The organism is Methylotuvimicrobium sp. KM2, assembly GCF_038051925.1.
In the GTDB taxonomy this organism is placed as follows: Bacteria; Pseudomonadota; Gammaproteobacteria; order Methylococcales; family Methylomonadaceae; genus Methylotuvimicrobium.
Map to the genome: position 1 here is coordinate 2,959,807 of NZ_CP150634.1, position 23,492 is coordinate 2,983,298.

Genomic DNA, 23,492 nt, shown 5'->3' on the forward strand with positions numbered 1-23,492 from the left:
CTCGCGACAAATCTTATAGCGCCTAGAAGTTATTTGTCACGAAATCCTAAGCACATCAAATATAGGTACCGGCTTTCACAGAAGACTCGGGAGACCGGTGGAGGCTCTAAGACCCCCGCTGGGATTATAGAACTTACAATATCGTATTCACCCAGCAAATAAAATTTTTAATTATAGTCAATATTCTATGGAATTCAGGTGCTGGAGGCTTGACGACAGTTCTCGAACACCAAGGATGGCGTATATTAGGGCACCAACAGTAGGCGCTTTGGCGATGTAGGGCAGAAATGCTCCTGCATTTTCTGTATCCATTACATCCCTGTAACGCAGAAACTAGCGAGGAGAAAATTTGCCCAGCTGCCGACATTTTCGCTAGCCAAACCTTCATGTATTCATAAAGTTAGCCATTTTTAAGTATAAAGGGAGTGTTGCTAAAATTATTCTGAATCCATACCGACAATCGACAAAAGTCTCATTTTATCCAGCGCATATTCTCGCAACGCCGATAAAATTGCTGAATCCGCTGAACTTTCGGACTGCAACTCCTGCACTTTTGAGAAATATTCATTAATCGTCATGCAATTGCTAACAGCACCCGTCAAACGCTCCACACAATCTTTCATCCAGCGCGCCCGCTCCTCCTCGTTTAACGTTTCAGGATAGTTCCGGGCTCGATATCGGAAAAACATTTCCGATAACCGCGGATCGCTGAAGTTTAAACGCAAGCTAGCTAAATTCTCAGGAAGAGTTTTATGAACTTTCTCCATTGTTTTTTTGTCGCTATCGCTGAAAAAACCGCCACTGTAAATCATCAAATCAGGGTCGGCATCAGATTCCGGAAAATCCGTTTCAAAGACATGGGTAATTTTTTCTAAGATATTAGAATCGTTGCGGATTTTATCAATATACCGGTAGCAACAATCAATATCTATATTAAGCCTAGCTGCATCATTGGACCTTATAACTGCTATCGGTGCCAGAACAGGGCATTTATTAACATGCACTGTTTTAAGAGGAATCCTTTCGACTCCTTTCGGAAGATCTTTTGTAGCTATAAAAATTCTTTGCTTTATTTCATCGACAGACAAATTAAGCAGAATTTCAGGGTCACTAGAAAGATCATAAACCACGACTCCATTGTTATTGCTTGGGTGCCGACAAATAGGCAGAACCACGGCCATACAATGATTTTTGACAGAGTATTTTCCTGAAATGTGAACAACCGGTTTAAAGCTGCCTGTCTGCAATAATCGGTTTGCGGCAGATTTAACTCGGTTATCAAAAAGAAAATTAAATAATTTCGGTTGCGACTCTCGAATCAGTTTAGCCACAGCTATCGTTGCGTAAACATCCGACAACGCATCGTGAGCCATCGCATGCTCAATACCATTAGCCTTAGTCAATTCTTCCAACCGAAAAGTAACTATTCCCTCCTCGGTTACCGGCCACTCAATACCGCCGGGACGAAGCGCGTAAGCGGCTCGAACCACATCGATTATATCCCAACGGGAATTACCGTTTTGCCACTCTCGCTGATAAGGATCGTAAAGGTTCCGATACAAAGTATTGCGGGTTACTTCATCGTCGAAACGAATATTGTTATACCCTAGGGTGCAAGTATTGGGCTGAGAAATTTCACAAGAAATCGCTTCGATAAACTCAGCCTCGCAAATTCCTTTTGCTTCGGCAATTTGCGGAGTAATACCTGTAATTAAACAGGCAACGGGATCGGGAAGACAATCGAGTGCGGGCTTACAATAAATGACAAGCGGATCGCCTAACACATTGAAATCATAATCGGTACGAATTCCGGCAAATTGAACCGGCCTGTCGCGCCTAGGATCTATTCCGAACGTTTCGTAGTCATGCCAATAAAAAGTCCGTCCGGTCACAATGGGTCGACAGGCATTTAAAGATTGACCAAGGCTTTCAGCACATCGGTCCGACTGACAACGCCCACAAGCTCGGAATCTCGAAAAACAGGAAAACTTCTAATCGCAGAATCCTTGAACTTGGCCGCAATGTCGACGATGCTCGCGTCCGCATCGACCGAAACAATATCCGTGGACATAAATTCGGAAACCTTACCCGCCGAACCTTGGTTATAAGCCGATTCCAATACCACCTTCATGCTATCCTTTTCGGAGAACATACCAACTAACTTGCCTTGACCGTTTATCACGGGAGCACAGGTAATTTTATGGGAAAGCAATTGTTTAATTGCTTCAACGACATTGGCATCTTCCTTGAGTGTGACCATATTTCTTTTGGTCATATAATCGGCAACAGTAATTTTAGCCAGCATGGATTAACTCCTAAATATGGTTATTATTATCAACGAAAGGAATCATTACACACAAACACAAGTGTTAAACTTGTCCTTCCGCTTCCATTTTTTTTCTTTTATCACACTTTTTAATGCAAACGCAATCGCCTTTATTAGCCCCGCCGCACGAGCCCTTGATAGCTTTTCTCCCAAAAATAACGCCCACTGCCATTATCGCAATAACAATGAGCATAAATGCAAATGTTACTAAAAAGTAAGTCATTGTCCCTCCTTAAAATAATCGCGATACGCCGAGGTTGATGTTTCACTGAACCCCTGCGCGGTTTTAGTAATAAATAAGACGGGAAGATGCAACTGCTCTGCCAATCGTATACCATCTTCGGCGCCTAAGACCATAAAGGATGTTGCCCATGCATCAGCCTCCATTGCGGTTTCGCTCAATACCGTTACCGAAGCAAGGTTATGATTGATAGATTTTCCCGTTCTTGGATCGATCGTATGTGAAAATCTGACCCCTTCTGCTTCAAAATAGTTTCGGTAATCTCCGGAGGTCGCCACCGATATATCGGTAATCGATACGATTTTCTGTATCATTCGCTGCTCCGAAGACGGTTTTTCTATAGCAATACGCCAAGCATTACCATCCGGTTTGTGTCCTCTCAGTCGAAGCTCGCCGCCAATTTCAACCAAATAGTCTTTAATACCTTGCTTTTCCAACAGCAAACCAACTTGATCGACTCCATAACCTTTAGCGATCGCCGATAAATCAAGATAGAGATCAGGATGATTTTTTTTGATCGATAAGGGCTCGTCTCTTAACTTCAGATTCCGATAACCAATTCGCCGCATCGCAAGAAGAATCGCTTTGTTCGAAGGCGCCTGAAACGAAAGAGGGTCAGGACCGAAACCCCATAAATTGACTAACGGGCCGACCGTAATATCAAAGGCGCCCTCCGTCAGGTCACTAATGCGTTTAGCTTCAGCCAAAACGCTGTACAGAGACTCGGAAACCGGCTGCCATTCGACAGAATCGCTGTTATTAATTATCGATAATTCTGATTGCGGCCGATAGGTGGACATCTGATCGTTAACGAGTTCCAGCAATTCTTTAATGTCAATGTTAAGCTGGTCGGTTTTGACCCCGTCAGGCAACACCGCTGCTTTGATGCTAAAACTGGTACCCATCGTTTGACCGGTCATCTCGAAAGGGAAAACCGCTTTGCTAGCCCCCTGATCATCACAGCCCGCCAATAAAAAAACGAGGACCAGGAAAATCCCGAATCCTCGTTGATTTTGTTTTACATTCATAGATCTTTTTTTTCATCCCCTCCCGAAAGACTCGGGAGAGGTGATTACCTTTAAATTATCAACCGCCGAAATCATCCAAGAAGATACTTTCAGGCTCGACTCCGTTTTCCAACAGCATGTTGATAACCGACGAGTTCATGATTGGAGGCCCGCACATGTAGTATTCACAATCTTCCGGTGCCGGATGGTTTTTAAGATAATTTTCATACAACACATTGTGAATAAAGCCTGTGTACCCGTCCCAGTCATCGTCAGGAAGAGGGTCGGACAACGCGACATGCCATTCGAAGTTATCATTCTCGGCCGCCAACATGTCGAAGTCTTCAACATAGAACATTTCGCGCTTACTGCGCGCACCGTACCAGAAGGTTATCTTGCGTTTCGACTTTAATCGGCGTAATTGATCGAAAATATGCGAACGCATAGGAGCCATACCTGCGCCGCCGCCTATGAAAACCATCTCCTTATCGGTATCTTGCGCGAAGAATTCGCCGTAAGGACCCGAAATAATACACTTATCGCCTGGTTTTAAATTAAAGATGTAAGATGACATGATTCCTGGCGGAACGTTTTCAGGCGCTCCCGGTGGCGGCGAGGCGATCCTGACGTTTAACATGATTTCCTTTTCCTCAGGATAACTTGCCATCGAGTAAGCTCTCAAGGCAGGCTCTTTGACTTCGGAAACATAACGCCAAAGATTGAATTTATCCCAATCTTCACGGAAACGTTCTTCTACAATGAAATCTTTGTATTTTACGACATGAGGAGGACATTCAATTTGAATGTAACCGCCTGCGCGGTAATTGATCGCTTCACCTTCCGGCAAGTCTAAAACCAATTCTTTGATAAACGTCGCAACGTTATGATTCGACTTGACAGTGCATTCCCATTTTTTGACGCCGAAAACAGAATCTTCGACTTCAATTTTCATGTTTTGCTTAACCGTGACCTGGCAAGACAGACGCTCGCCTTCGTTCGCTTCACGCTTAGTGATATGAGAGCGTTCAGTCGGCAAAATTTCGCCGCCACCCTCAAATATTTTGACGCGGCATTGCGCACATGAGCCGCCGCCGCCACAAGCCGAAGGGACGAACAATTTGTTGTCTGCCAAGGCAGTCAACAACTTAGACCCGACAGGAGCATGAATCGTTTTCTCATCATTGATAAGAATTTCGACATCTCCCGAGGCAACTAATTTACTTTTTGCGCCGATGATCACAAAGACCAGCGCAATCACGATCACCGTGAAAATAATAATCCCTAATGCAATTTCCAGCATTACGATACCTTTTTAAAGTTGGATTCCAGAAAAAGCCATGAAGCCAAGAGACATCAGACCCGCGGTAAGAAAAGTGATGCCAAGACCTTGCAGGCCACCCGGTATATCACTGTATTTGAGCTTTTCGCGCACACCGGCCATGACCGTAATAGCCAATGCCCAGCCGAAACCGCTACCGATGCCGTAAGTGACACTTTCGCCCAAACTGTAATCGCGCTCGATCATGAACAAACTGCCGCCAAGAATCGCACAGTTGACCGTAATCAACGGCAAAAACACACCCAAGGCATTGTATAAAGCCGGAAAGAACTTATCCAAAATCATTTCCAGGATTTGAACCAGTGCGGCGATCATACCGATACAGCTCAACAACGACAGAAAGCTCAAGTCAACGCCGGTAATCCCTAGCCATGACAACGCATCTTCTTTCAACAAGCTGTGATAGATAATATTATTGGCCGGAACTGTGATAGTTTGCACGACCATCACAGCAATACCCAGCCCCATAGCAGTCGAAATCTTTTTCGAAACCGCTAGGAATGTACACATTCCCAGGAAAAACGATAACGCCAGGTTTTCGATGAAAACCGCTTTAACAAACAAACTGATATAGGCTTCCATTAGTGATGCCCTCCTTCACCGTGAGCAATCGGCATGATTTCAAATTCAACATGCTCGCGTTGCTCGGGCTTGAATTGACGAAACACCCAAATGATCATTCCGATAATAAAAAACGCGCTAGGCGGCAACAGCATTAAACCATTCGGATCGTACCAACCGCCATCTTTAGTCAATTCGAAAATTTCGATACCAAGAAGTTTTCCGGAACCGAACAATTCGCGGAAAAACGCGACGATAACCAAAATCAAGCTATAGCCCAATCCATTACCGATGCCGTCCATGAAACTTTCCAGTGGCGGGTTTTTCATCGCATAAGCTTCGGCGCGCCCCATCACGATACAGTTAGTGATGATCAAGCCGACAAATACCGATAATTGCTTGCTGATGTCGTAAGCAACCGCCTTCAATATTTGATCGACAACGATAACCAAAGACGCGATGATCGTCATTTGTACGATGATCCGAATACTGCTCGGAATATGATTCCGGATTAAACTGATCGATGCGCTTGAACACGCCGTTACCGACGTCAAAGCAATCGCCATGATCAATGACGTCGACATTTGCGACGTCACCGCCAGAGCCGAACAGATACCCAATACCTGAAGGGTTATCGGATTTTCGTTAATTAAAGGTTTAATTAAAACCTTTTTAGTTTCGCTCGTTAATATTGCACTCATGATTAACCCCTACCCGTCTGTTCTGACTTTATCTAAATAGGTAGCAAAGCCTTCTTTGCTCATCCAATACTTAACCAGATTGGACACACCCACGCTGGTTAAAGTGGCGCCGGCTAATCCATCAACTTGGTATTCGGAGCCCGGCTTACTGGTATCGACCGTTCCTTTGACCAATTTCAAAACCGGCTCACCGGCTTCGTTGTAAACTTTTTTGCCTTGCCATAATGCTCGCCAATTTGGATTGACCACTTCACCGCCCAAGCCCGGCGTTTCGGCTTGGTCGTAAAAGTTGATGCTTTGCACGGTTTGACCGTCAGCTTCCAGCGCTAAAAAGCCATAGAGCGTCGACCATAAACCATATCCGCTAACCGGCAGAATAATCGACTGTATTTCTTCTCCGTCCTTGACCAAATAAACTTTAGCAATCTTGGCTTTGGCCTTGATACTGGCAATATCCTCTTCCGGCGGAATAGCGATACTTAATTCTGGATCCTTGGTCGCTTTCCGTTGATCGTAAGTCGCAACATCAATACCCTCGACATAATCGCCGGTTTCCAGATCAACCAACTTAGCCTCGATTTGCTGATCGAAAGCAGCATTGATATCGACCCCTTCTTGTAACAAACCAGCGACATCAAGAATATTCTTCTTCATGTCCAAGGCTTTATTATTAGCTTGCATTGGCCTCAGGGCAACCGCTGCAATGGAAACCAATATCGCGCAAACAAAACAAACCCATAACGCAATCGCAAGCGTCTTCTCTAGACTATCGTTACTCTGCGCTAAAACTTTATCCGCGTATATCTTGAATTTTTCGTAGTGTTTACAATCTTTTAGATTAGGCATGACGCTTCACCCTTCTTCTAATGTTTGCCTGAACGACAAAGTAATCGATGATAGGCGCGAACATGTTCGAGAATAGAATCGCCAACATGATTCCCTCGGGAAACGCCGGATTCACTACTCTGATCAAAACCGTCATAACACCCACTAACATTCCAAAAATCCAGCGACCGGTATTGGTCATCGCTGCACTCACGGGGTCGGTAGCCATGTAAACCATACCAAAAGCGAAACCGCCGACGGTCAAATGCCAATACCATGGGAAAGCAAACATCGGGTTGCTGTCGCTGCCGATAAAATTAAATACCGATGACATAATCAGCATGCCGAGAAACACGCCGCCCACGATACGGTAAGAAGCGATTCGGGTGTACAGTAAAAATGCACATCCAATCAAAATAGCGACTGTCGAGGTTTCACCTAAACATCCCGGCATGAAACCGAAAAAAGTTTGCATCCATCCGTAACCGGCCTCATGCACGGCATCCAGGCCACCTGACGCAGCCAAACCTAAAGGCGTGGCAGCCGTGTAACCGTCAACCGCAACCCAGACCGAATCACCTGAAATCGATGCCGGATAGGCAAAATATAGGAATGCACGTCCAGTCAACGCAGGATTTAAGAAGTTTTTACCGGTACCGCCGAAAACTTCCTTGCCGATTACGATTCCGAACGAAATACCCAGCGCGACCTGCCACAGCGGCATGTCCGGCGGCATGATCAGGGTATAAAGCATCGACGAGACCAAGAAGCCTTCGTTGACCTCATGACCACGCACGGTCGCGAACAGAACTTCCCAAACACCGCCGACAGCCAGGGTTACGATGTAAATTGGCAAAAAGTACAGTGCGCCATGAACCAAGTTGGATAACGGATTATATGGACTATATCCGAATATCATCATTGGCAGACTACGCCAACCGTCCGTTTTTTCTAGCCCCATCGCTTCCATCGCGACATTCGCTTGATAACCTGTATTATACCAAGCCATCAGGATACAAAAAAACGTTGCAATAACGACAAACGTCATCGTACGTTTCAAATCATTACCGTCTCGAACATGAGTTTTACCGCGCGTCACCTCAGCGGGCGTATACAAAAAAGTATCAACCATCTCGTAGAGACCGTAGTACTTCTCTAGCTTACCGCCTTTGGTAAAATGCGGCTCTATGCTGTCTAAAAAATTTCTAGCCGACATTAGCCTTCCTTCTCGATTTTAGTTAAATTCGCTCTCAGAACCGGACCGAACTCATGTTTACCCGGGTCGACAAAGGTAAACAGAGCCATATCTTCCTCGTCTAACTCCAAACAACCTAGCATTTGCGCTTGATCCGTATCGCCGACAACCAAAGACTTTAGCAATGGCGTTGGCAAAATATCCATCGGCATTACCGATTCGTAGACGCCAACCGGAACAATCGCCCGATTACTACCGTTTTTATTCGTCGTCAACGGAAACTTACGTCCACTATTTCGGTCTTTACTGGAAGTGTAGACATTGAGCGCGGAATATTTATCCTTGCCCGGAACGATCCAACCGAAGAACTCACGGTCACGACCTTCTTTCAACACCGAAACTTGGCTGCTGTAATAACCCAGATAATCCGACCAGTCGACCGCTTTGTGGCCATAGATGACCGAACCGGAAATCACGCGATTTTCCCCGTCCATCAGCTCTCCAGCAACGAGTTCGCTGAGACATGCACCGACACGGGTTCTTATCAATCTTGGTTTTTTAGCGGTGGGCCCCGCCAATGAAACCACTCTTTCAACATTCAATTTACCGGTCGTGAACAACGCACCGATTGCCATCACGGCTTGATAATCTAAATGCCAAACCGTTTTATTAGCGTTGACAGGGTCAATAAAATGAATGTGAGTGCTTGGCAAACCGGCCGGATGCGGGCCTGAGAACTCGGCAACTGTTATGGAAGATGCGTTTCCGGTCGGTATTTCGGCGCCGGGAGCTTTACAAACATAAACTTTGCCATCGGTCAATTTAGCAATCACTGCCAGACCGTTGCTAAAGTCTGCAGAGCGTTCGTTGATGATTACTGACGGATCGGCGGCCAATGGATTGGTATCGATTGCGGTAACAAAAATCGAGCTAGGACTGCTATCGATTGTCGGCGTCTTACCATAAGGACGCGTTCTCAACGCAACCCACAAACCGGAAGCGATAAGATTTTCCTTGACTTGATCGGTTGATAAACCGTCCAATTCGGAGTCTTTATATTTAGCAAACGATTCTGCTTCATTACCCTTCAGCTCGATGACAACCGATTGCAAAACGCGCTTGGCTCCGCGGTTAATCGCCTTGACGATCCCAGCACCGGGCGATGTAAAATTGACACCTGGATTTTTTTTATCGGAAAAAAGCACCTGACCGAGTTTGACTTTGTCACCTTCGGCTACCATCATGGTAGGCTTCATCCCCACATAATCCATACCCAGAACGGCAACCGACTTAACCTTATTACCGTTTTCTATTATTTGTTCGGGCTCTCCAGTGATTGGAAGATCCAAACCTTTTTTTAAATTAAATTGCATAGTAAATAAGCCTGCTCTCCAGACATATCGCGGCGAACAACCCCCTTATTCGAAACAGCCGGAACAAGAGGCACTTGAAGACGTAAACCCAGGCATTAGACCATAATTTCGTGTCGTTCTCAAGATCGTTAAATACCCATTGAGTCAACACACTGTCGCCTATCACGCACAATTCGGCTTATTATTATGAATTTAAAATTTGCGATACGATATCTATCAACAAAAAAGCCGTTACATACCAAGTAAGTAACGGCTTTTTTGTATCGATTCGATGCTATATTAAACACATCATATATCGTCAGTGTTCTATTTGCTAAAAATTAACTCAAATTGCGATGACTCCCGATACATCAAGCGAGCCCACCGAACCACCGCAAAGCCAACTGCTTGTAGCAGTTATTTTCTGCATATTCCTTAGCTAAAAATCTATCAATGTATCGATAGCATATTGTCCAATGCTTTTTTAGCCAGCACGGACTCGCGCTCCGGGACCGATATCCGATTAACGACATGTCCGTCCACCAGATTTTCCAGCACCCAAGCCAAATGCTGCGGATCGGTTCTAAACATCGTCGAACACATGCATACCGTCGGCGACATGAAATGCACATTTTTGCCTTGACCCTTGCATTCGTCGTTCAGTCGATTGACCAGATTTAGCTCAGTCGCAACTAGCCAACGCGTTCCAGGTTCCGCTTCGCGCACGATTTTCAAAATCGCTTCGGTCGAGCCGATATATTCGGATTTTTGGCAAACTTCAAAACTAGCCTCGGGATGTGAAATCACATGCGTTTCGGGATATTTTTCCAGGAACCGGTCGATATGCTCGGGCTTGAACATTTGATGAACCGAACAAAAACCTTTCCAAAGAATTATTTTTGCATTTCGAATTTGTTCCTCGGTTAGCCCTCCCATTGGCTTATCAAAATCCCAAGTTACCATTTCCTCAAGCGGGATGCCCATTCGATAACCGGTATTACGCCCTAAATGCTGATCCGGAAAAAACAACACCTTCTCACGCCTGGCAAAACTCCATTCGAGAATTTTTTGCGCGTTCGACGATGTACAAACGATACCGCCATGCTCACCGCAAAACGCCTTCAAATCCGCCGCGGAATTGATGTAAGTGACCGGTGTCACCATGCTATCCGGGTCTAAAACCGACGACAATTCTTTCCAACATTTATTGACTTTGATGACATTCGCCATATCGGCCATAGAACAGCCAGCCGCCAAATCGGGAAGAATTGAAATTTGATCGGGCCGAGACAGAATATCGGCGACTTCGGCCATGAAATGCACACCGCAAAACACGATATATTCGGCTTCGGACGCTGCCGCATTACGCGACAACTTCAACGAATCCCCGCTATAGTCGGCATGCTTGAACACTTCGTCGCGCTGGTAATGATGTCCAAGAATGACGCAGCGCGAACCGAGCTTTTCCTTCGCGGCTGCGATGCGCGCATCGCATTCTTCATCATCGAGAAGCGCATAATCTTGGATGGGTAAGGCTGTCGCAGACATTTTTATCACTCAAATTTTGTAGGGTGCGCAACGCGCACCCTTATTAAACTTCGTTCGCTTTATTCATAAGACTAGCGTCGCATACGAACCGATAAACACACTCCGAGCAAAATTAATTTTGCTTTTCGTCTTTTCCGGTCGGCTTACGCAATTTGATACCCAATTCCTTCAATTGTTCCTCGCTGACAAAAGCCGGCGCATTAAATAATGGACATGCTGCAGTTTGCGTTTTCGGGAATGCAATCACATCGCGGATCGAATGCGCGCCGGTCATCAACATCACTAGACGATCCAAGCCGAAAGCGATACCGCCATGAGGCGGCGCCCCGTATTTCAATGCATCCAACAGGAATCCGAATTTCTCGCGCGCTTCATCGTGGCCTATACCGAGAATCGCAAACACGATTTGCTGCATGTCGGTCCGATTAATCCTAATCGAGCCGCCGCCGACTTCGGTTCCGTTTAATACTAAATCGTAAGCACGCGACAAAGCATGCCCCGGATCGGCTTTCAACTCTTCGACAGAACAACTCGGCGCGGTGAACGGATGATGAATCGCGGTATAGCGCTGAGCCTTTTCGTCCCACGCAAACATAGGAAAATCGACGACCCATACCGGTTTCCAATCGCCATCGAGCAAGCCGCGATCTAAGCCTAATTTGACCCGTAAAGCGCCCATCGCCTCATTGACGACATCGGCCTTGTCAGCGCCGAAGAAAATCAGATCGCCGTTTTGCGCACCGGCTTTAGCCATCACCTTGGCCCAGACTTCATCGGGCGCAAATTTAACAATCGGCGACTGCAGCCCTTCGACACCGGCCGCCAAATCATTGACCTTGATATAAGCCAAACCTTTAGCGCCATAGATACCGACAAACTTGGTCAAATCGTCGATTTCCTTGCGGCTCAATTCACCGCCCTCGGGCAGACGCATCGCGACGACACGCCCGTGCGGATCGTTAGCAGGCCCTGAAAACACTTTAAAATCGACTTCGCGCATTTCTTCGGCAATATCGACTAATTCCAGAGGTATACGCAGATCCGGGCGATCGGAGCCGAATCGACGCATCGCCTCGCTATAGCTCATAACCGGAAACGGATCGACCAAATCAACACCGATGATATCCTTGAACAAACGGCGAATCATCTGCTCCATAATCGCCATGATTTCTTGTTCGTTCATGAACGAAGTCTCGATATCGAGCTGCGTGAACTCCGGCTGCCGGTCGGCGCGCAAGTCTTCGTCTCGGAAGCAACGTACCACCTGGTAGTAGCGCTCCATGCCGGCAACCATCAGCAACTGCTTATAGAGTTGCGGCGATTGCGGTAAGGCAAAAAAGGCGTTTGGATGCGTGCGGCTCGGTACGATGTAATCCCTTGCACCTTCCGGCGTTGCTTTGGTTAAATAAGGCGTCTCTATTTCGAAAAACTCCTTATCGTCGAGGAACTGACGCAAATTGCGCGTCACATCGCGGCGCACCTTCATTTTATGCTGCATCTCGGTGCGGCGAAGATCGATATAACGAAAACGCAGACGCATTTCCTCATTGACTTCGATCTCGCTTTCGATTGGAAACGGCGGCGTTTCGGATTCATTCAAGACTTCGATGCTTTTGCCCAGCACCTCAATCTCACCGGTTGCCATATTAGGATTATGCGTACCCTCAGGACGGTCTCGAACAATACCTTCGATACGTAATACATATTCGCTACGCACGCTCTCGGCTATTGAAAACGACTCCGGCGCATCGGGATCGAATACTACTTGCACCAAGCCTGCACGATCTCTCAGATCGATAAATATAACGCCGCCATGATCCCGGCGACGATGCACCCAGCCGCATAAAGCAACCGATTGTCCTAAATGTTGGGTATTCAATTCTCCACACTTGTGGCTACGCATAACTCTTCTCGTGTTAATCCAAAAAATTCGCCGATGTTACTTACTTACAACCTGTTATGCAAGCCGCCGTTATTGGGCAGAACAAGCACCGCTACCGCATCCGCCGCCGGTTGAAGAACACGACGCGGGAGCGGAAGCCTCGCCGGCGACATTTTTCTTATTGCCGCTTTTAAAATCGGTTTCATACCAACCGCCACCCTTCAATCTAAAACCGGCCGCGGAAATTTTTTTCATCAACTCGGGCCGGCTGCAGGCAGGACAATGAACCAAAACAGGATCGCTCATTTTTTGTAAAGCCTCATGTTCATGACCGCAGGCTTGACATTGATATTCGTAAATAGGCATTTTCGACTCCGTAACAAGAAATAATTCCCAAAATAAGGGCGCGATTTAATTTTTCAAGCCCATAAGGTAAAATCATCGTTTAAAAAATAAACACATTATAATGAATAAACTTACCATTACCCAGCCCGACGACTGGCATTTGCATATCAGAAACGGCGAGATACTCAAAACCGTACTGCCGCATACCGCTAAACGCTTTGCAAGAGCCATCATCATGCCCAACTTAAAGCCTCCGGTGACGACGGTCCGACAGGCCTTGCAGTATCGCAATGAAATTTTGTCGGTCCTTCCTTCCGAGCCTCATTTCACGCCATTGATGACGCTTTATCTAACGGGCTCAACCACTATCCAAGACGTCAAAGAAGCCGCCGAATACGAACACATCCATGCGTTTAAACTCTACCCTGCCGGCGCGACCACCAACTCCGATGCCGGAGTCGCCGACCCGAAGACGATTTATCCGATTTTCGAGGCAATGCAACAATTCGACATACCGCTGCTGATTCACGGCGAAGTCGTCGATCAGGACTGTGATATATTCGACCGGGAACGCGTGTTTATCGAGCGCACGCTCAACGATATTACTCGCCAATTTCCAAATTTACGCATCGTACTCGAACACGTCACCACAAGTGATGCGGTCGAATTCGTCAAATCAGCGCCGAATACGATTGCGGCAACCATTACGCCGCAGCATTTACTCTACAACCGTAATGCGATGTTAGTCGGCGGCATAAAACCCCATTACTATTGCCTACCGATCTTGAAGCGAGAACAGCACCGCCAGGCTCTAGTCGCTGCCGCAACCAGCGGAAATCCAAAATTCTTTTTGGGCACCGACAGCGCTCCACACCTAACCGGCTCAAAAGAAAATGCCTGCGGTTGCGCCGGCTGTTTCAGCGCTCATGCAGCAATAGAGCTTTATGCCGAAGCCTTTGATAGGGCGAACGCTTTAGAAAAACTGGAAGGGTTTGCGAGTTTTTTCGGCGCCGATTTTTACCGATTGCCCAGAAACACTCGCTCAGTCACATTGATTAAAGAACCTTGGATCGTACCTGAATTTTACGGGCATGGAGAAATTAATATCACACCGCTTAAAGCCGGCGAGCCGTTATCTTGGAAACTCGAGGTCGAGGGCCGTGAATCCTAACTCCGATAACTTATACCATGGAGGAGTCATGAACCTAAATTCGGCAGCTCAACCATGAATCACATGAAGTTAATGAAGTATTTCAATAGATTACCTAAACACTCCACTCCCTTTTGATTGAAAAACCGTCTAAGAATAAAAGGCTTGGGATGTGTCTATCGAGGACAGCCGCGAACCCATATATGGCTTGACGGCAGCTCAAACGCCAGGGATGGCGTGAATGCAGATTTTGCAGGAGCAAAAATCCGCCCTGCTGCCGACATCCTCGCTAGCCACACCCCATACCTTCATAAAGCTAGCTAATTTTTGAGTATAAAGAGGGCTAGCTAACCTTTCGGGTGAGCGAAAGTTGTTTACAAACGAAAGAGAAGTCATTGAATTAACTTCTTATTCTTCATGATCTTCATGGTGAAATGCTTTTTTGAGATGAAGCGTTTGCCTCGGTTAAAATCTTTTTACAATTAGGAAAGTTTTTTCATCTCATCCATTTTATCGAAATCAACCCCAACACTTACGATAAAGCTAGTCGCTTGCTCAATATTCATTTCGGACTTTATGACTCTGGATTGATTCACAATCACCGTAAAACCTGAAGTCGGATTCGGCGACGTCGGCACAAACAACACATACTGATCATCCTGCTTATTGGTCACATAAGCAGGAACCCAAAGCCCTTCTTTTGGGTACTCTATATAAACCACCTCGCGCGCTTCCTTACGCTCATGCGAGGAAAACATATTAATGACTTTTTTAGTTACCCGATAAATGCTATTCAACAACGGAATTCTATCGATAATAAAATCGAACGCCGCGATCGCCCAGAACTTACCTTCCTTGACGATTTTGTGCCCAATCATCGATAAAATCAAAAAACTAACCGCAAAGACCATCAATGTATACAGGTAATTATCGGCATAACCATATACCATCCTAAAGAGGTCGGAGACCCGGTCTTTTACGAAGATGACGATCTGTAAAATGATCACAATCGGAATTACCGCGAAAATTCCAATCAAAAAGTTATTTAAAACCGCCTTAAGCTGTTTATTCATCATGCCCTCTTTTCGTTGTCATGTGATGGTAAAGCGTGACACTTCTACCCATAGTAGATCAAAATTCAGCGCCGGGACCGGGGACTCGCCAAAGCACGCCTTTAACCCAGCATCTAATTTATACCAAATGGCTAAGCATAGCCTATGAGCTATGAAATTTAAGCGCCGAGTAAATAAGCCTCTATACCAAGCCCCCGGCGCCGCCTTAGGCACTGCCGAAATTTGAAACATAACAGGCTATTTGTTCTGTACTCACTGACTTAATCTGACAACAAGACTACAAAGATTTCCAAATCAATACAGCGCCCGATATTCCCAAAAATGCCGCGAAAATTTTAGCGTATTTTTCGTTATCGATGTTCTTATAAAGCATTTCCTCAGTCAATAAAAATACAACCACGGCAATTTGCAACAACGACACATTATCGGCATAAGAAATCACATACTGATGTTTAACAAAAAACAACGTCAAAATCTGAAATACTGCGAACATGCCATAACAAACCGCAACAGTCGACCGAGTCTGATTTTTTTCATACTGTTTGCTATGCGCCATCGCAGTCAATAGAGAGCCGCCTAAATTAGTCAAGCCATGCACGATGCCCATCGAAATCAGATAAGTTCTTTCGTAACTGACCAGCTTCCTGATTATTTTATTGACGGCGCCGACCGCATCCTTAAGCGCAACGAAAATTAAAAATACCCCAATCAATGCGCCGATATTGATTCGAACGCTAGTCACGATAAATAAAAATACCACGACGAATGGTATGCTGTATTTCAATACATTCCTAACGAAGTTAATATCTATAAAATGATGATGCTTAACCAACTGCAACAAATTGATGGCGATTGAGATCGGTAACAAAATCTCAAGCGCATTGATGAACTGATAGCCCAATAGCAATAACAAGGGCGTACCAAACAACAAAACGCCCACGCCAAAAATCGACTGAATGACGGTCGTCGCTATGATTATCAACAAAATATCCAATGGCATCGATATCGCCTTTTTATTTTTATACTCACCGTAGATTAAAATTCGGCTTAGGGTACCCGTACCCCTAACCACCACTGCCATTAAGTTAAGCCGTCATAAAAATAAGTCATTCATGCGTTCAGGTTCTACTCCCTTCTTACTGAAGAATCGTTCAACTTTGTTGGGTATGGGGTATGCCTATCGAGGAGCGCCGTGAACCCGTCCATGGGGGCTTGACGGCGGCTCCCTGCCGCCGACATCCTCGCTAGGCATACCCCACACCTTCTCGTTCTTATACGCTTTTTCGGTCAAAAGGGAGTAATATGCCTTAAACGCTTACCTTACATGGCACTGGATTCCGCCAACCCATGACGGATTGACGGTTTTCCCTTAACGTAATGACAATAACCCTAACCGCCCCTTGCACTTTCATTTACCGGATTGATGATAGCCTATTCATGATCATAAGGATTAACGACCCTAATTTTAAATCGGGCATTCTTGGTAAACCCGGAAAATGCTCGGTCGACAACGCCTAATTCCGCAAGATTATTGACATCAGCGGATTGCGAAATTTCAGCCGATTTGATCAAAATTAATTCATCGGCATCGAGTGTAAATGCGAGCCAAGCGGCAAGACTGTCGGAAGTCACATCCCAGCTAGCGGGAACACCGGCTTGGTTCAGTTCATTGACATCGGGTAACCAAATGATCGGTTTTCCTAGGTCGAGCTGTCGAACAATATCGGCAATCGAGCCAGCCAATAAACAATCGCGATGCATCGAATGCATCAGCAAGGCCATCTGCTGCATCGCCAAAAGGGCCATTTCGTGCGCGGTAATATCATCGAAGCGCCAACGCTGTTGAGCCTGCCGTACTTGCTCGGCAAAATCGCCGCCGCCGGGAACCCAAATACTCCCTTCCCGGTACAAAGCTGCCGCTTTTTCCAAGCACGATTTTAAAGCTCCGCCACGTTCAAGACTACCGCCGAACTTTATGACCCGCAAGCCGGTTTTCATACAACCGTTAGCTGGCTCAAAACCGATATCATCGCCGAAGCTTTGTCGAAGCACTCCTGGTATTCCTCTTCCATAACCGAGTCGTTCACGATACCGCCGCCGGCCCAAAAACGGATCGTATCATCCGAATGCACTAGGGTTCTGATCGCGATATTGGTATCCATATTGCCGTCGAAACCTATATAGCCGATCGCTCCGCAATAAACACCTCGCCGATGCGGCTCCAATTCCTCGATGATCTGCATCGCCCTGATCTTTGGCGCACCGGTAATCGAACCTCCGGGAAAACAGCTTCTCAGCAAATCCAAGCCATGCCGGCCTTCCGTCAACTCGCCGGTTATCGTGCTAACTAAGTGATGCACGGTCGCATAACTTTCGATATCGAATAACCGAGGAACTTTAACGGAACCTTTTTTGCAAGTCTTACTGATATCGTTGCGCAATAAGTCGACGATCATGACATTTTCGGCTCGATCTTTATTGCTGCTTTCCAACTGACTGATTTGATCGAGGTCGTCGGCGTGACTCGATTTCCTCGGGCGCGTTCCTTTGATCGGCTTGGTTTCGACAAAGCCGTCACGAAGCTTTAGAAAACGCTCCGGCGAGGAACTCAACACGGATGCCTCCGGCGTATTCATATATGCGCTAAACGGCGCCGAATTTAATTTTCGCAGTTTCAAATAAGCCGCCCAAGGATCGCCATGGCATGGCGCACTGAAACGCTGGGCAAGATTGATTTGGTAACAATCGCCATCTTTCAAATATTTTTTGATACGGCTAAATGCTTCGGCATAGTCCGCCTGATCGAAGTTGGCTTCAATAGGCCCTGTAACATAAAATCCATTTTGCATACCCTCTTCCGGCAATCGGCTAAACAATTTCGTTAAATTCGCCAATTGCGCCTCGTCGAGGTAACCGACCAAGCGGCTACGGCGCAGTTGATGATCGACAATCACAGCCCACTCGTAAATACCGACCGCCATTTCGGCAATATTTTCGGCATTCCTCGCAATGACAGGTAGTTTTTCCAAGCGGCGAGCCAAATCGTAAGAAAAATAACCGATGGCGCCGCCATTAAACGGCAAATCGTCGAATCCCGACCGTTTCGGTAGTAATTGTTTTTTGACCAATTCAAAAGGATCGTCGGTCGATTCGCTGACAACAACCCCCCGTTTGATCTTGGTGACATTTCCATGTGTGACTAAGGTGCAAACCGGATCGGCGGCCATGATATCGAAACAGCCTTGTCGACTAACCGGATATCCGCTATCCAAAAACACCGCCCAAGGTTTACCGGCAAGCGGTGCGAACAAGCGAGCACTATCTTCGAAATATGGAAGTGGTTGATTGATGATTTTAGATAGCGACATTTAATAGAGAAAGAGGGTAACCGTTCGGAGTCATCCAAGTATCCGTAATGTTTGGGAACGCAGCATCAAATGCCGATGAACAAGATTGCAATTTTATAACATCCTAGGGTATTTAAGAAACGTAAAAGGAAACGATGCCAGGACAAATGCATTTATTTAAATTCGGCAGTTTAACCATGAAGCGCATGAAGCTCATCAAGTCTTTCAACAGCTTATTCTAAAATTTTAAAAAGCCTTTCCTGACGCAACTATTCAATCCCTCGGCAATTATCGCTCCCACGATCTGCGCTCATAGTTATACATAAATTGTAGGGTACTCTGCGCGTACCAAAGCCGTGCCCCGGCGGTTCGGTAGGCAAACGAACATCCCGGGGTTACCATGGTACGCATAGCGTACCCTACGAGGCTGCCGACATCCTCGCTAGCCACACCCATACCTTCATAAGGTTAGTCATCTGTTGAGTATAAAGGGAGAAAGCTTTAAGCCTTCGGACGATCATCGAACCGTTTCGCATCGGACGGCAGTTTATCGAATACCGGATGCCTGGTAATACCGTAATGTTCCGGATAATAAACGCCGCCTAAATACAAGCCGTCGGGCGGCGCCGTGATTCCGCCTTGATCACGATCCTTGATCAGCAATAAGTCTTGCGTCCAATCGACCGGCTGTTTATCCATACCGATTTCCATCAATACGCCGGCAATGTTTCTGACCATGTGGTGCAAAAATGCATTGGCCGAAATATCCATAATGACCTTTTCCTGTTCGCGGTAAACATCGATAAAATGCATCATGCGGCGAGGACTTTTGGACTGACAGCCTTGCGCTCTAAACGACGAAAAATCATGGTCACCAATCAAATATTGTGCTGCTCGATGCATTTTATCGGCATCAAGCCGCTGATAGCACCATGTGACTTGTTTGCGCAGCAACGCCGATTTCATCGGCCTGTTCAAGATAACATAGCGATAAAACCGGGCAATAGCGCTATAACGGGCATGAAAATCGAAAGCCGCCAGCTGCGCCCAAACGATCCTAATGTCATCGGGCAAATGAGTATTCCCGCCCATTACCCATCCATACATAGATCGCTCGGCTTGCGTGTCGAAATGCACCACCTGCTCGAGCGCATGCACGCCGGCATCGGTACGGCCCGCACAGATTACTGTAATCGGTTCGTCGGCGATTTTGGACAACGCAGTTTCCAACTCGGATTGAACGGTGCGCCGGGCGGTTTGCCATTGCCAACCGAAAAAAGCGCTGCCGTCGTATTCGATTCCTAAAACGACTCTAGGCATCTCAATCTAATAATTTATTCATGAATATAAACTTCGGTATTGATCGCAACGCGCTCGAATAAATCGATCAGATCGGCATTAAGCATGCGAATACAGCCGTGCGACTCGGGCTTGCCGTTCATCAGTTCGTCGGGGCAACCGTGAATATAAATATAACGCCAAGCCGTATCGACCGAACCGTAGCGGTTCTTTCCGGGCTCGAGGCCGCCCAACCAGAGAATACGGGTTAAAATCCAATCGCGCTCGGGAAATTGCACGGCTAATTCCGGTGAATAAATTTCACCGGTCGGCCTTCGTGCTTTGAAAACGGAGCAATCCGGAAGACCCTGGCCGATTTTCGCGCGAATCTTATGCCAGCCGCGCGGCGTGCATTCGCTACCCCTCAATTCGCCGGGGCCGTTTTTTGCCGTGGAAACGGGATAAGACTTTACAACCCTACCCTCATCGACAAGTACTAATCGTTGCGAGGGAATCGAAATGTCAATAAAGGAGTTGGGTTTCATGGGTTTATTAGTGAATAGTGAATAGTGAATAGTGAAATGGCACGACATTTTAACTACTTGTCAAGCCCTAATTTCCCCTTTCCCCTTTCCCCTTTCCCCTTTCCCCTTTCCCCTTTCCCCTTTCCCCTTTCCCCTTTCCCCTTTCCCCTTTCCCCTTTCACCTTTCACCTTTCACCTTTCACCTTTCACCTTTCACCTTTCACCTATAAATCCAGCAACTCGTCATTAACATCTTCCATATCGAAATACGCCGGATCGAATTCATCAATTGCCAAACGTTCGAGCATTTCATCATACTGCGGATTTTCCGGATCGCTTAATATTTTGAGCAAGTTTTCATAACCTGGAATACCACCACAGTCTTCAGGCGGCGCGGCGCGTTCGCCTTCTATACAACGGGGCAAATGGCCGCTATTGTCATCGTTAGATAGGATTTTTTCCAGCGTTATCGTATGCATCCAACTATCGCCGAAATCGTATTCGTATTTAATTTCCTGCATCTCCTGATTCAGAAGTTCAGAAATCCTATGTTGACTTTCATCCTTTAAGTCAAACTCTTCGTCCGGTAAGCCGTAAAAAACGCCTTCGGCGATAAACTGATGCAAATGCGAATCAAGCCATCCCATCGCAACTTGAATAATATCGTGTAATTGTTGCAGGCTTGCGTGTTCCGACACCAACAAACGACGCCAGATAGGCGGAGTAGAGCCATCCAACGACACTTTGATTTGATATACGATGTTTGTCATTTTTTAACCTTTGAATTATTAAAATTAATATTTATCGATTGATTTCGTCATAGGCACGTCGATTTCGAATTGCTGTCGTTGCGCCAGCCATTCACCGATCAGCAGCATTAAACAGCGCAATCGATTCCACATGCGCGGTTTGCGGGAACATATTCATGACGCCGGCTTTTACCAGTTTAAAACCTAAATCGTTTACTAATATGCCGGCATCGCGGGCCAAGGTCGAAGGATTACACGAAACATAAACGATACTTTCGGGCTGCCAATGTTTGAAATGGTGCAATACTTCCGATGCGCCGGCGCGCGACGGATCGAGCAAAATCTTGTTATAACGTTGTTTCGCCCACGGTAAATCGACAATCGCCTTACTCAAGTCGGCCGCGTGAAACTCGACATTATCCAGATTGTTCAAGCGGGCATTCGCCCGTGCATGATTCACCAACGGCAAATCGCCTTCGATACCGACCACTTTTCCTGCGTAACGGGCCATCGGCAAGGTAAAGTTTCCAAGCCCGCAGAACAAATCCAGCACGACATCGTCCTTCGTCAAATCCAACGCTTCGATGACCCGATTAACCATGAGCCGGTTGATTTCATAATTGACCTGCGTAAACATCGCCGGCCTGAAGCGAAAAACGATATCGTGATCCGGTAAGGCATAAGTCGGGGTTACCACAGGTTCGCCATCGATCGGCGCGATCGTATCGGGGCCTTTCGACTGCAGACACAAGATCACATTATGCTTATGCGCAAAAGACCGCATTCGCTCCTTATCCTCGTCGGTCGGCGGCTCCAACACACGTACCGCAAGCACGCAATCCTCATCGCCGATCGCGACCTCGATCTGCGGGATTTTCTCTCTGATCGTCAAGCCGCCGATCATCTCCGACAAAGCCATTAAGCGTGTTCCGACGATCGGATGCATGACTTTGCAGCTTTCGATTTCGGCCAAAAACGGTTGGCGCTTTTCACGGAAGCCTACCAATACCCGCCCCTTTTTCGCGACATATTTGACGCCCATGCGCGCCTTGCGCCGATACCCCCAGTGCGGTCCGTCCAACGACGGCCAAATTTCCGGAATATCGAGCTTACCGATGCGCTTAAACTGCTCTTTCAACAATTCCTCTTTAATATGGATTTGCTCGCTTGAAGCGACATGCTGAAAACTGCACCCGCCGCATAGATCATAATGCGGACATTCGGCCTCGACACGGTGCTCGGCCTTACTCAATAGTTTGACGACTCTGCCTTCGGCGAAATCGCGGCGAATATCGGTATAGAGGAATTCAAGCTCCTCACCCGGCAATGCAGCATCGATGAATACCGCCTTGCCGTCGACATGAGCGACGCCTCGCCCATCGTGCGTCAGCGAGTCGATCACGGTTCTAACCGGTGTTTCCGGTAATTTTTTACGTTCCCTTTTTCTCCGCGCCATGCTTATTTTTGTCTCCAACTGCCGTTCGGTGCTTGATACCACCAACCGGACCGAGCATTGCCGATCCAACGCGCGGCAAACGTCGATTTGATTTGCGCGAACCAATTGGGCTGGCCATTGGCATTGGCGATGGCCTGGTAGAGCTTATTACGATCGGCGTTCTCGGCGGCCACCAAGCGATTCACTTGAGTTCGGTCTCGCAAAGGCACGGCAAAAGGATCACGGACCACTAAAAGACCGTCCGAACCGATACCTATGTAGCCTGCATCGTAATACGGTTTCAATGACGAAAAACGGTTTTGCATCGATGCGGTCAGACGTCTGATTTCGGGCGAGTCGATCGACAAATCGGCTTGTTGCGCATGCGCCGGAGAAATCACGACATTCAATATCCCGTCGATCAATCGATAAAACACGATCTTCAACGACTGTAAGTCGCTTTGGGGCTTTTGGGATGAATCAGTCGTTTGCTGTATATCTTTAATGATTTGATCCGCCGCTTTTTCCGCAGCAGCGGCGGGAAAATAGATATTAATCGTCACGCAAGCCGTTAGCAGCAAGGCGCCGATAATCGATATTTTTTTCATGTTTGA

23 protein-coding genes are annotated in these 23,492 nt (G+C 46.7%); 1 reads left to right on the top strand and 22 read right to left on the bottom strand.

Annotated features, from left to right (window positions below; all coding sequences use genetic code 11):
* Window positions 1–437: 437 nt before the first annotated feature.
* From sbcB to WJM45_RS12485, 13 genes are all read right to left on the bottom strand, one after another.
* Entirely contained in the window at window positions 438–1,892 is a 1,455-nt protein-coding gene (gene sbcB / locus WJM45_RS12425; RefSeq protein ID WP_341325416.1) for an exodeoxyribonuclease I, read from the bottom strand.
* 17 nt (window positions 1,893–1,909) lie between these two features.
* Window positions 1,910–2,305, bottom strand: a complete 396-nt coding sequence (locus WJM45_RS12430) for a CBS domain-containing protein (protein WP_341325417.1) — start codon at window positions 2,303–2,305, stop codon at window positions 1,910–1,912.
* A gap of 64 nt (window positions 2,306–2,369) precedes the next feature.
* Complete coding sequence (gene nqrM, locus WJM45_RS12435) at window positions 2,370–2,549, bottom strand: (Na+)-NQR maturation NqrM (protein WP_341325418.1); 180 nt, start codon at window positions 2,547–2,549, stop codon at window positions 2,370–2,372.
* A complete protein-coding gene (locus WJM45_RS12440; protein WP_341325419.1) occupies window positions 2,546–3,595 on the bottom strand; it encodes an FAD:protein FMN transferase in 1,050 nt (349 codons plus the stop codon). The genes nqrM and WJM45_RS12440 overlap by 4 nt, the downstream gene beginning before the upstream one ends.
* A 58-nt stretch (window positions 3,596–3,653) precedes the next feature.
* Window positions 3,654–4,874, bottom strand: coding sequence for an NADH:ubiquinone reductase (Na(+)-transporting) subunit F (gene nqrF / locus WJM45_RS12445; protein ID WP_341325420.1), 1,221 nt, complete (start codon window positions 4,872–4,874; stop codon window positions 3,654–3,656).
* 12 nt (window positions 4,875–4,886) lie between these two features.
* Window positions 4,887–5,495: an NADH:ubiquinone reductase (Na(+)-transporting) subunit E gene (gene nqrE / locus WJM45_RS12450; RefSeq protein WP_341325421.1), complete on the bottom strand. Its 609-nt coding sequence runs from the start codon at window positions 5,493–5,495 to the stop codon at window positions 4,887–4,889.
* On the bottom strand, window positions 5,495–6,175 hold the full coding sequence (locus WJM45_RS12455; RefSeq protein WP_014148702.1) for an NADH:ubiquinone reductase (Na(+)-transporting) subunit D: 681 nt from the start codon (window positions 6,173–6,175) through the stop codon (window positions 5,495–5,497). The genes nqrE and WJM45_RS12455 overlap by 1 nt, the downstream gene beginning before the upstream one ends.
* Window positions 6,176–6,184: 9 nt before the next feature.
* Complete coding sequence (locus tag WJM45_RS12460; protein ID WP_341325422.1) at window positions 6,185–7,021, bottom strand: Na(+)-translocating NADH-quinone reductase subunit C; 837 nt, start codon at window positions 7,019–7,021, stop codon at window positions 6,185–6,187.
* On the bottom strand, window positions 7,014–8,216 hold the full coding sequence (locus WJM45_RS12465) for an NADH:ubiquinone reductase (Na(+)-transporting) subunit B (protein ID WP_341325423.1): 1,203 nt from the start codon (window positions 8,214–8,216) through the stop codon (window positions 7,014–7,016). Before WJM45_RS12465 ends, WJM45_RS12460 begins: the two co-directional genes overlap by 8 nt.
* Window positions 8,216–9,568 (bottom strand): Na(+)-translocating NADH-quinone reductase subunit A, encoded by a 1,353-nt coding sequence (locus WJM45_RS12470; protein ID WP_341325424.1) that lies wholly within the window; start codon window positions 9,566–9,568, stop codon window positions 8,216–8,218. The genes WJM45_RS12465 and WJM45_RS12470 overlap by 1 nt, the downstream gene beginning before the upstream one ends.
* Before the next feature lie 429 nt (window positions 9,569–9,997).
* Entirely contained in the window at window positions 9,998–11,095 is a 1,098-nt protein-coding gene (nadA, locus tag WJM45_RS12475; RefSeq protein WP_341325425.1) for a quinolinate synthase NadA, read from the bottom strand.
* 112 nt (window positions 11,096–11,207) lie between these two features.
* Window positions 11,208–12,998 (bottom strand): aspartate--tRNA ligase, encoded by a 1,791-nt coding sequence (gene aspS / locus WJM45_RS12480; protein WP_341325426.1) that lies wholly within the window; start codon window positions 12,996–12,998, stop codon window positions 11,208–11,210.
* 69 nt (window positions 12,999–13,067) lie between these two features.
* Entirely contained in the window at window positions 13,068–13,343 is a 276-nt protein-coding gene (locus WJM45_RS12485; protein ID WP_341325427.1) for a zinc ribbon domain-containing protein, read from the bottom strand.
* 100 nt (window positions 13,344–13,443) lie between these two features.
* Between WJM45_RS12485 and pyrC the strand changes: the two genes are divergently transcribed.
* Window positions 13,444–14,493: a dihydroorotase gene (gene pyrC, locus WJM45_RS12490; protein WP_341325428.1), complete on the top strand. Its 1,050-nt coding sequence runs from the start codon at window positions 13,444–13,446 to the stop codon at window positions 14,491–14,493.
* A 461-nt stretch (window positions 14,494–14,954) separates the two neighbouring features.
* On the opposite strand, the gene WJM45_RS12495 is transcribed toward pyrC, so the two are convergent.
* The 9 genes from WJM45_RS12495 to WJM45_RS12535 all read right to left on the bottom strand — a co-directional run bounded on the left by WJM45_RS12495 (window position 14,955) and on the right by WJM45_RS12535 (window position 23,486).
* The gene (locus WJM45_RS12495) at window positions 14,955–15,545 is read right to left on the bottom strand and encodes a DUF502 domain-containing protein (RefSeq protein ID WP_341328941.1); all 591 of its coding nucleotides are present in this window, start codon (window positions 15,543–15,545) and stop codon (window positions 14,955–14,957) included.
* Window positions 15,546–15,822: 277 nt separating this feature from the next.
* On the bottom strand, window positions 15,823–16,545 hold the full coding sequence (locus WJM45_RS12500; protein ID WP_341325429.1) for a hypothetical protein: 723 nt from the start codon (window positions 16,543–16,545) through the stop codon (window positions 15,823–15,825).
* A gap of 431 nt (window positions 16,546–16,976) precedes the next feature.
* The gene (locus WJM45_RS12505) at window positions 16,977–17,597 is read right to left on the bottom strand and encodes a uridylate kinase (protein WP_341325430.1); all 621 of its coding nucleotides are present in this window, start codon (window positions 17,595–17,597) and stop codon (window positions 16,977–16,979) included.
* Complete coding sequence (pabB, locus tag WJM45_RS12510) at window positions 17,540–18,913, bottom strand: aminodeoxychorismate synthase component I (RefSeq protein ID WP_341325431.1); 1,374 nt, start codon at window positions 18,911–18,913, stop codon at window positions 17,540–17,542. The genes WJM45_RS12505 and pabB overlap by 58 nt, the downstream gene beginning before the upstream one ends.
* A gap of 480 nt (window positions 18,914–19,393) precedes the next feature.
* Window positions 19,394–20,212: a tRNA pseudouridine(38-40) synthase TruA gene (truA, locus tag WJM45_RS12515; RefSeq protein ID WP_341325432.1), complete on the bottom strand. Its 819-nt coding sequence runs from the start codon at window positions 20,210–20,212 to the stop codon at window positions 19,394–19,396.
* Window positions 20,213–20,226: 14 nt separating this feature from the next.
* Entirely contained in the window at window positions 20,227–20,715 is a 489-nt protein-coding gene (locus WJM45_RS12520) for a L,D-transpeptidase (RefSeq protein ID WP_341325433.1), read from the bottom strand.
* 203 nt (window positions 20,716–20,918) lie between these two features.
* On the bottom strand, window positions 20,919–21,464 hold the full coding sequence (locus tag WJM45_RS12525) for a plasmid pRiA4b ORF-3 family protein (RefSeq protein WP_341325434.1): 546 nt from the start codon (window positions 21,462–21,464) through the stop codon (window positions 20,919–20,921).
* 91 nt (window positions 21,465–21,555) lie between these two features.
* Complete coding sequence (gene rlmD, locus WJM45_RS12530; protein ID WP_341325435.1) at window positions 21,556–22,899, bottom strand: 23S rRNA (uracil(1939)-C(5))-methyltransferase RlmD; 1,344 nt, start codon at window positions 22,897–22,899, stop codon at window positions 21,556–21,558.
* 2 nt (window positions 22,900–22,901) lie between these two features.
* The gene (locus WJM45_RS12535) at window positions 22,902–23,486 is read right to left on the bottom strand and encodes a YdbL family protein (RefSeq protein WP_341325436.1); all 585 of its coding nucleotides are present in this window, start codon (window positions 23,484–23,486) and stop codon (window positions 22,902–22,904) included.
* Window positions 23,487–23,492 lie beyond the last annotated feature (6 nt).

Bases quoted from the DNA above. Each gene is read 5' to 3' on its own strand.
- WJM45_RS12460 (WP_341325422.1), bottom strand. From the start codon at position 7,021: ATGCCTAATCTAAAAGATTGTAAACACTACGAAAAATTCAAGATATAC.
- WJM45_RS12495 (WP_341328941.1), bottom strand. From the start codon at position 15,545: ATGAATAAACAGCTTAAGGCGGTTTTAAATAACTTTTTGATTGGAATT.
- nqrE (WP_341325421.1), bottom strand. From the start codon at position 5,495: ATGGAAGCCTATATCAGTTTGTTTGTTAAAGCGGTTTTCATCGAAAAC.
- WJM45_RS12525 (WP_341325434.1), bottom strand. From the start codon at position 21,464: ATGACAAACATCGTATATCAAATCAAAGTGTCGTTGGATGGCTCTACT.
- WJM45_RS12485 (WP_341325427.1), bottom strand. From the start codon at position 13,343: ATGCCTATTTACGAATATCAATGTCAAGCCTGCGGTCATGAACATGAG.
- WJM45_RS12430 (WP_341325417.1), bottom strand. From the start codon at position 2,305: ATGCTGGCTAAAATTACTGTTGCCGATTATATGACCAAAAGAAATATG.
- WJM45_RS12465 (WP_341325423.1), bottom strand. From the start codon at position 8,216: ATGTCGGCTAGAAATTTTTTAGACAGCATAGAGCCGCATTTTACCAAA.
- pyrC (WP_341325428.1), top strand. From the start codon at position 13,444: ATGAATAAACTTACCATTACCCAGCCCGACGACTGGCATTTGCATATC.
- WJM45_RS12440 (WP_341325419.1), bottom strand. From the start codon at position 3,595: ATGAATGTAAAACAAAATCAACGAGGATTCGGGATTTTCCTGGTCCTC.
- rlmD (WP_341325435.1), bottom strand. From the start codon at position 22,899: ATGGCGCGGAGAAAAAGGGAACGTAAAAAATTACCGGAAACACCGGTT.
- nqrF (WP_341325420.1), bottom strand. From the start codon at position 4,874: ATGCTGGAAATTGCATTAGGGATTATTATTTTCACGGTGATCGTGATT.
- WJM45_RS12535 (WP_341325436.1), bottom strand. From the start codon at position 23,486: ATGAAAAAAATATCGATTATCGGCGCCTTGCTGCTAACGGCTTGCGTG.
- WJM45_RS12500 (WP_341325429.1), bottom strand. From the start codon at position 16,545: ATGCCATTGGATATTTTGTTGATAATCATAGCGACGACCGTCATTCAG.
- pabB (WP_341325431.1), bottom strand. From the start codon at position 18,913: ATGTCGCTATCTAAAATCATCAATCAACCACTTCCATATTTCGAAGAT.
- aspS (WP_341325426.1), bottom strand. From the start codon at position 12,998: ATGCGTAGCCACAAGTGTGGAGAATTGAATACCCAACATTTAGGACAA.
- nadA (WP_341325425.1), bottom strand. From the start codon at position 11,095: ATGTCTGCGACAGCCTTACCCATCCAAGATTATGCGCTTCTCGATGAT.
- nqrM (WP_341325418.1), bottom strand. From the start codon at position 2,549: ATGACTTACTTTTTAGTAACATTTGCATTTATGCTCATTGTTATTGCG.
- WJM45_RS12520 (WP_341325433.1), bottom strand. From the start codon at position 20,715: ATGAAACCCAACTCCTTTATTGACATTTCGATTCCCTCGCAACGATTA.
- WJM45_RS12470 (WP_341325424.1), bottom strand. From the start codon at position 9,568: ATGCAATTTAATTTAAAAAAAGGTTTGGATCTTCCAATCACTGGAGAG.
- truA (WP_341325432.1), bottom strand. From the start codon at position 20,212: ATGCCTAGAGTCGTTTTAGGAATCGAATACGACGGCAGCGCTTTTTTC.
- WJM45_RS12455 (WP_014148702.1), bottom strand. From the start codon at position 6,175: ATGAGTGCAATATTAACGAGCGAAACTAAAAAGGTTTTAATTAAACCT.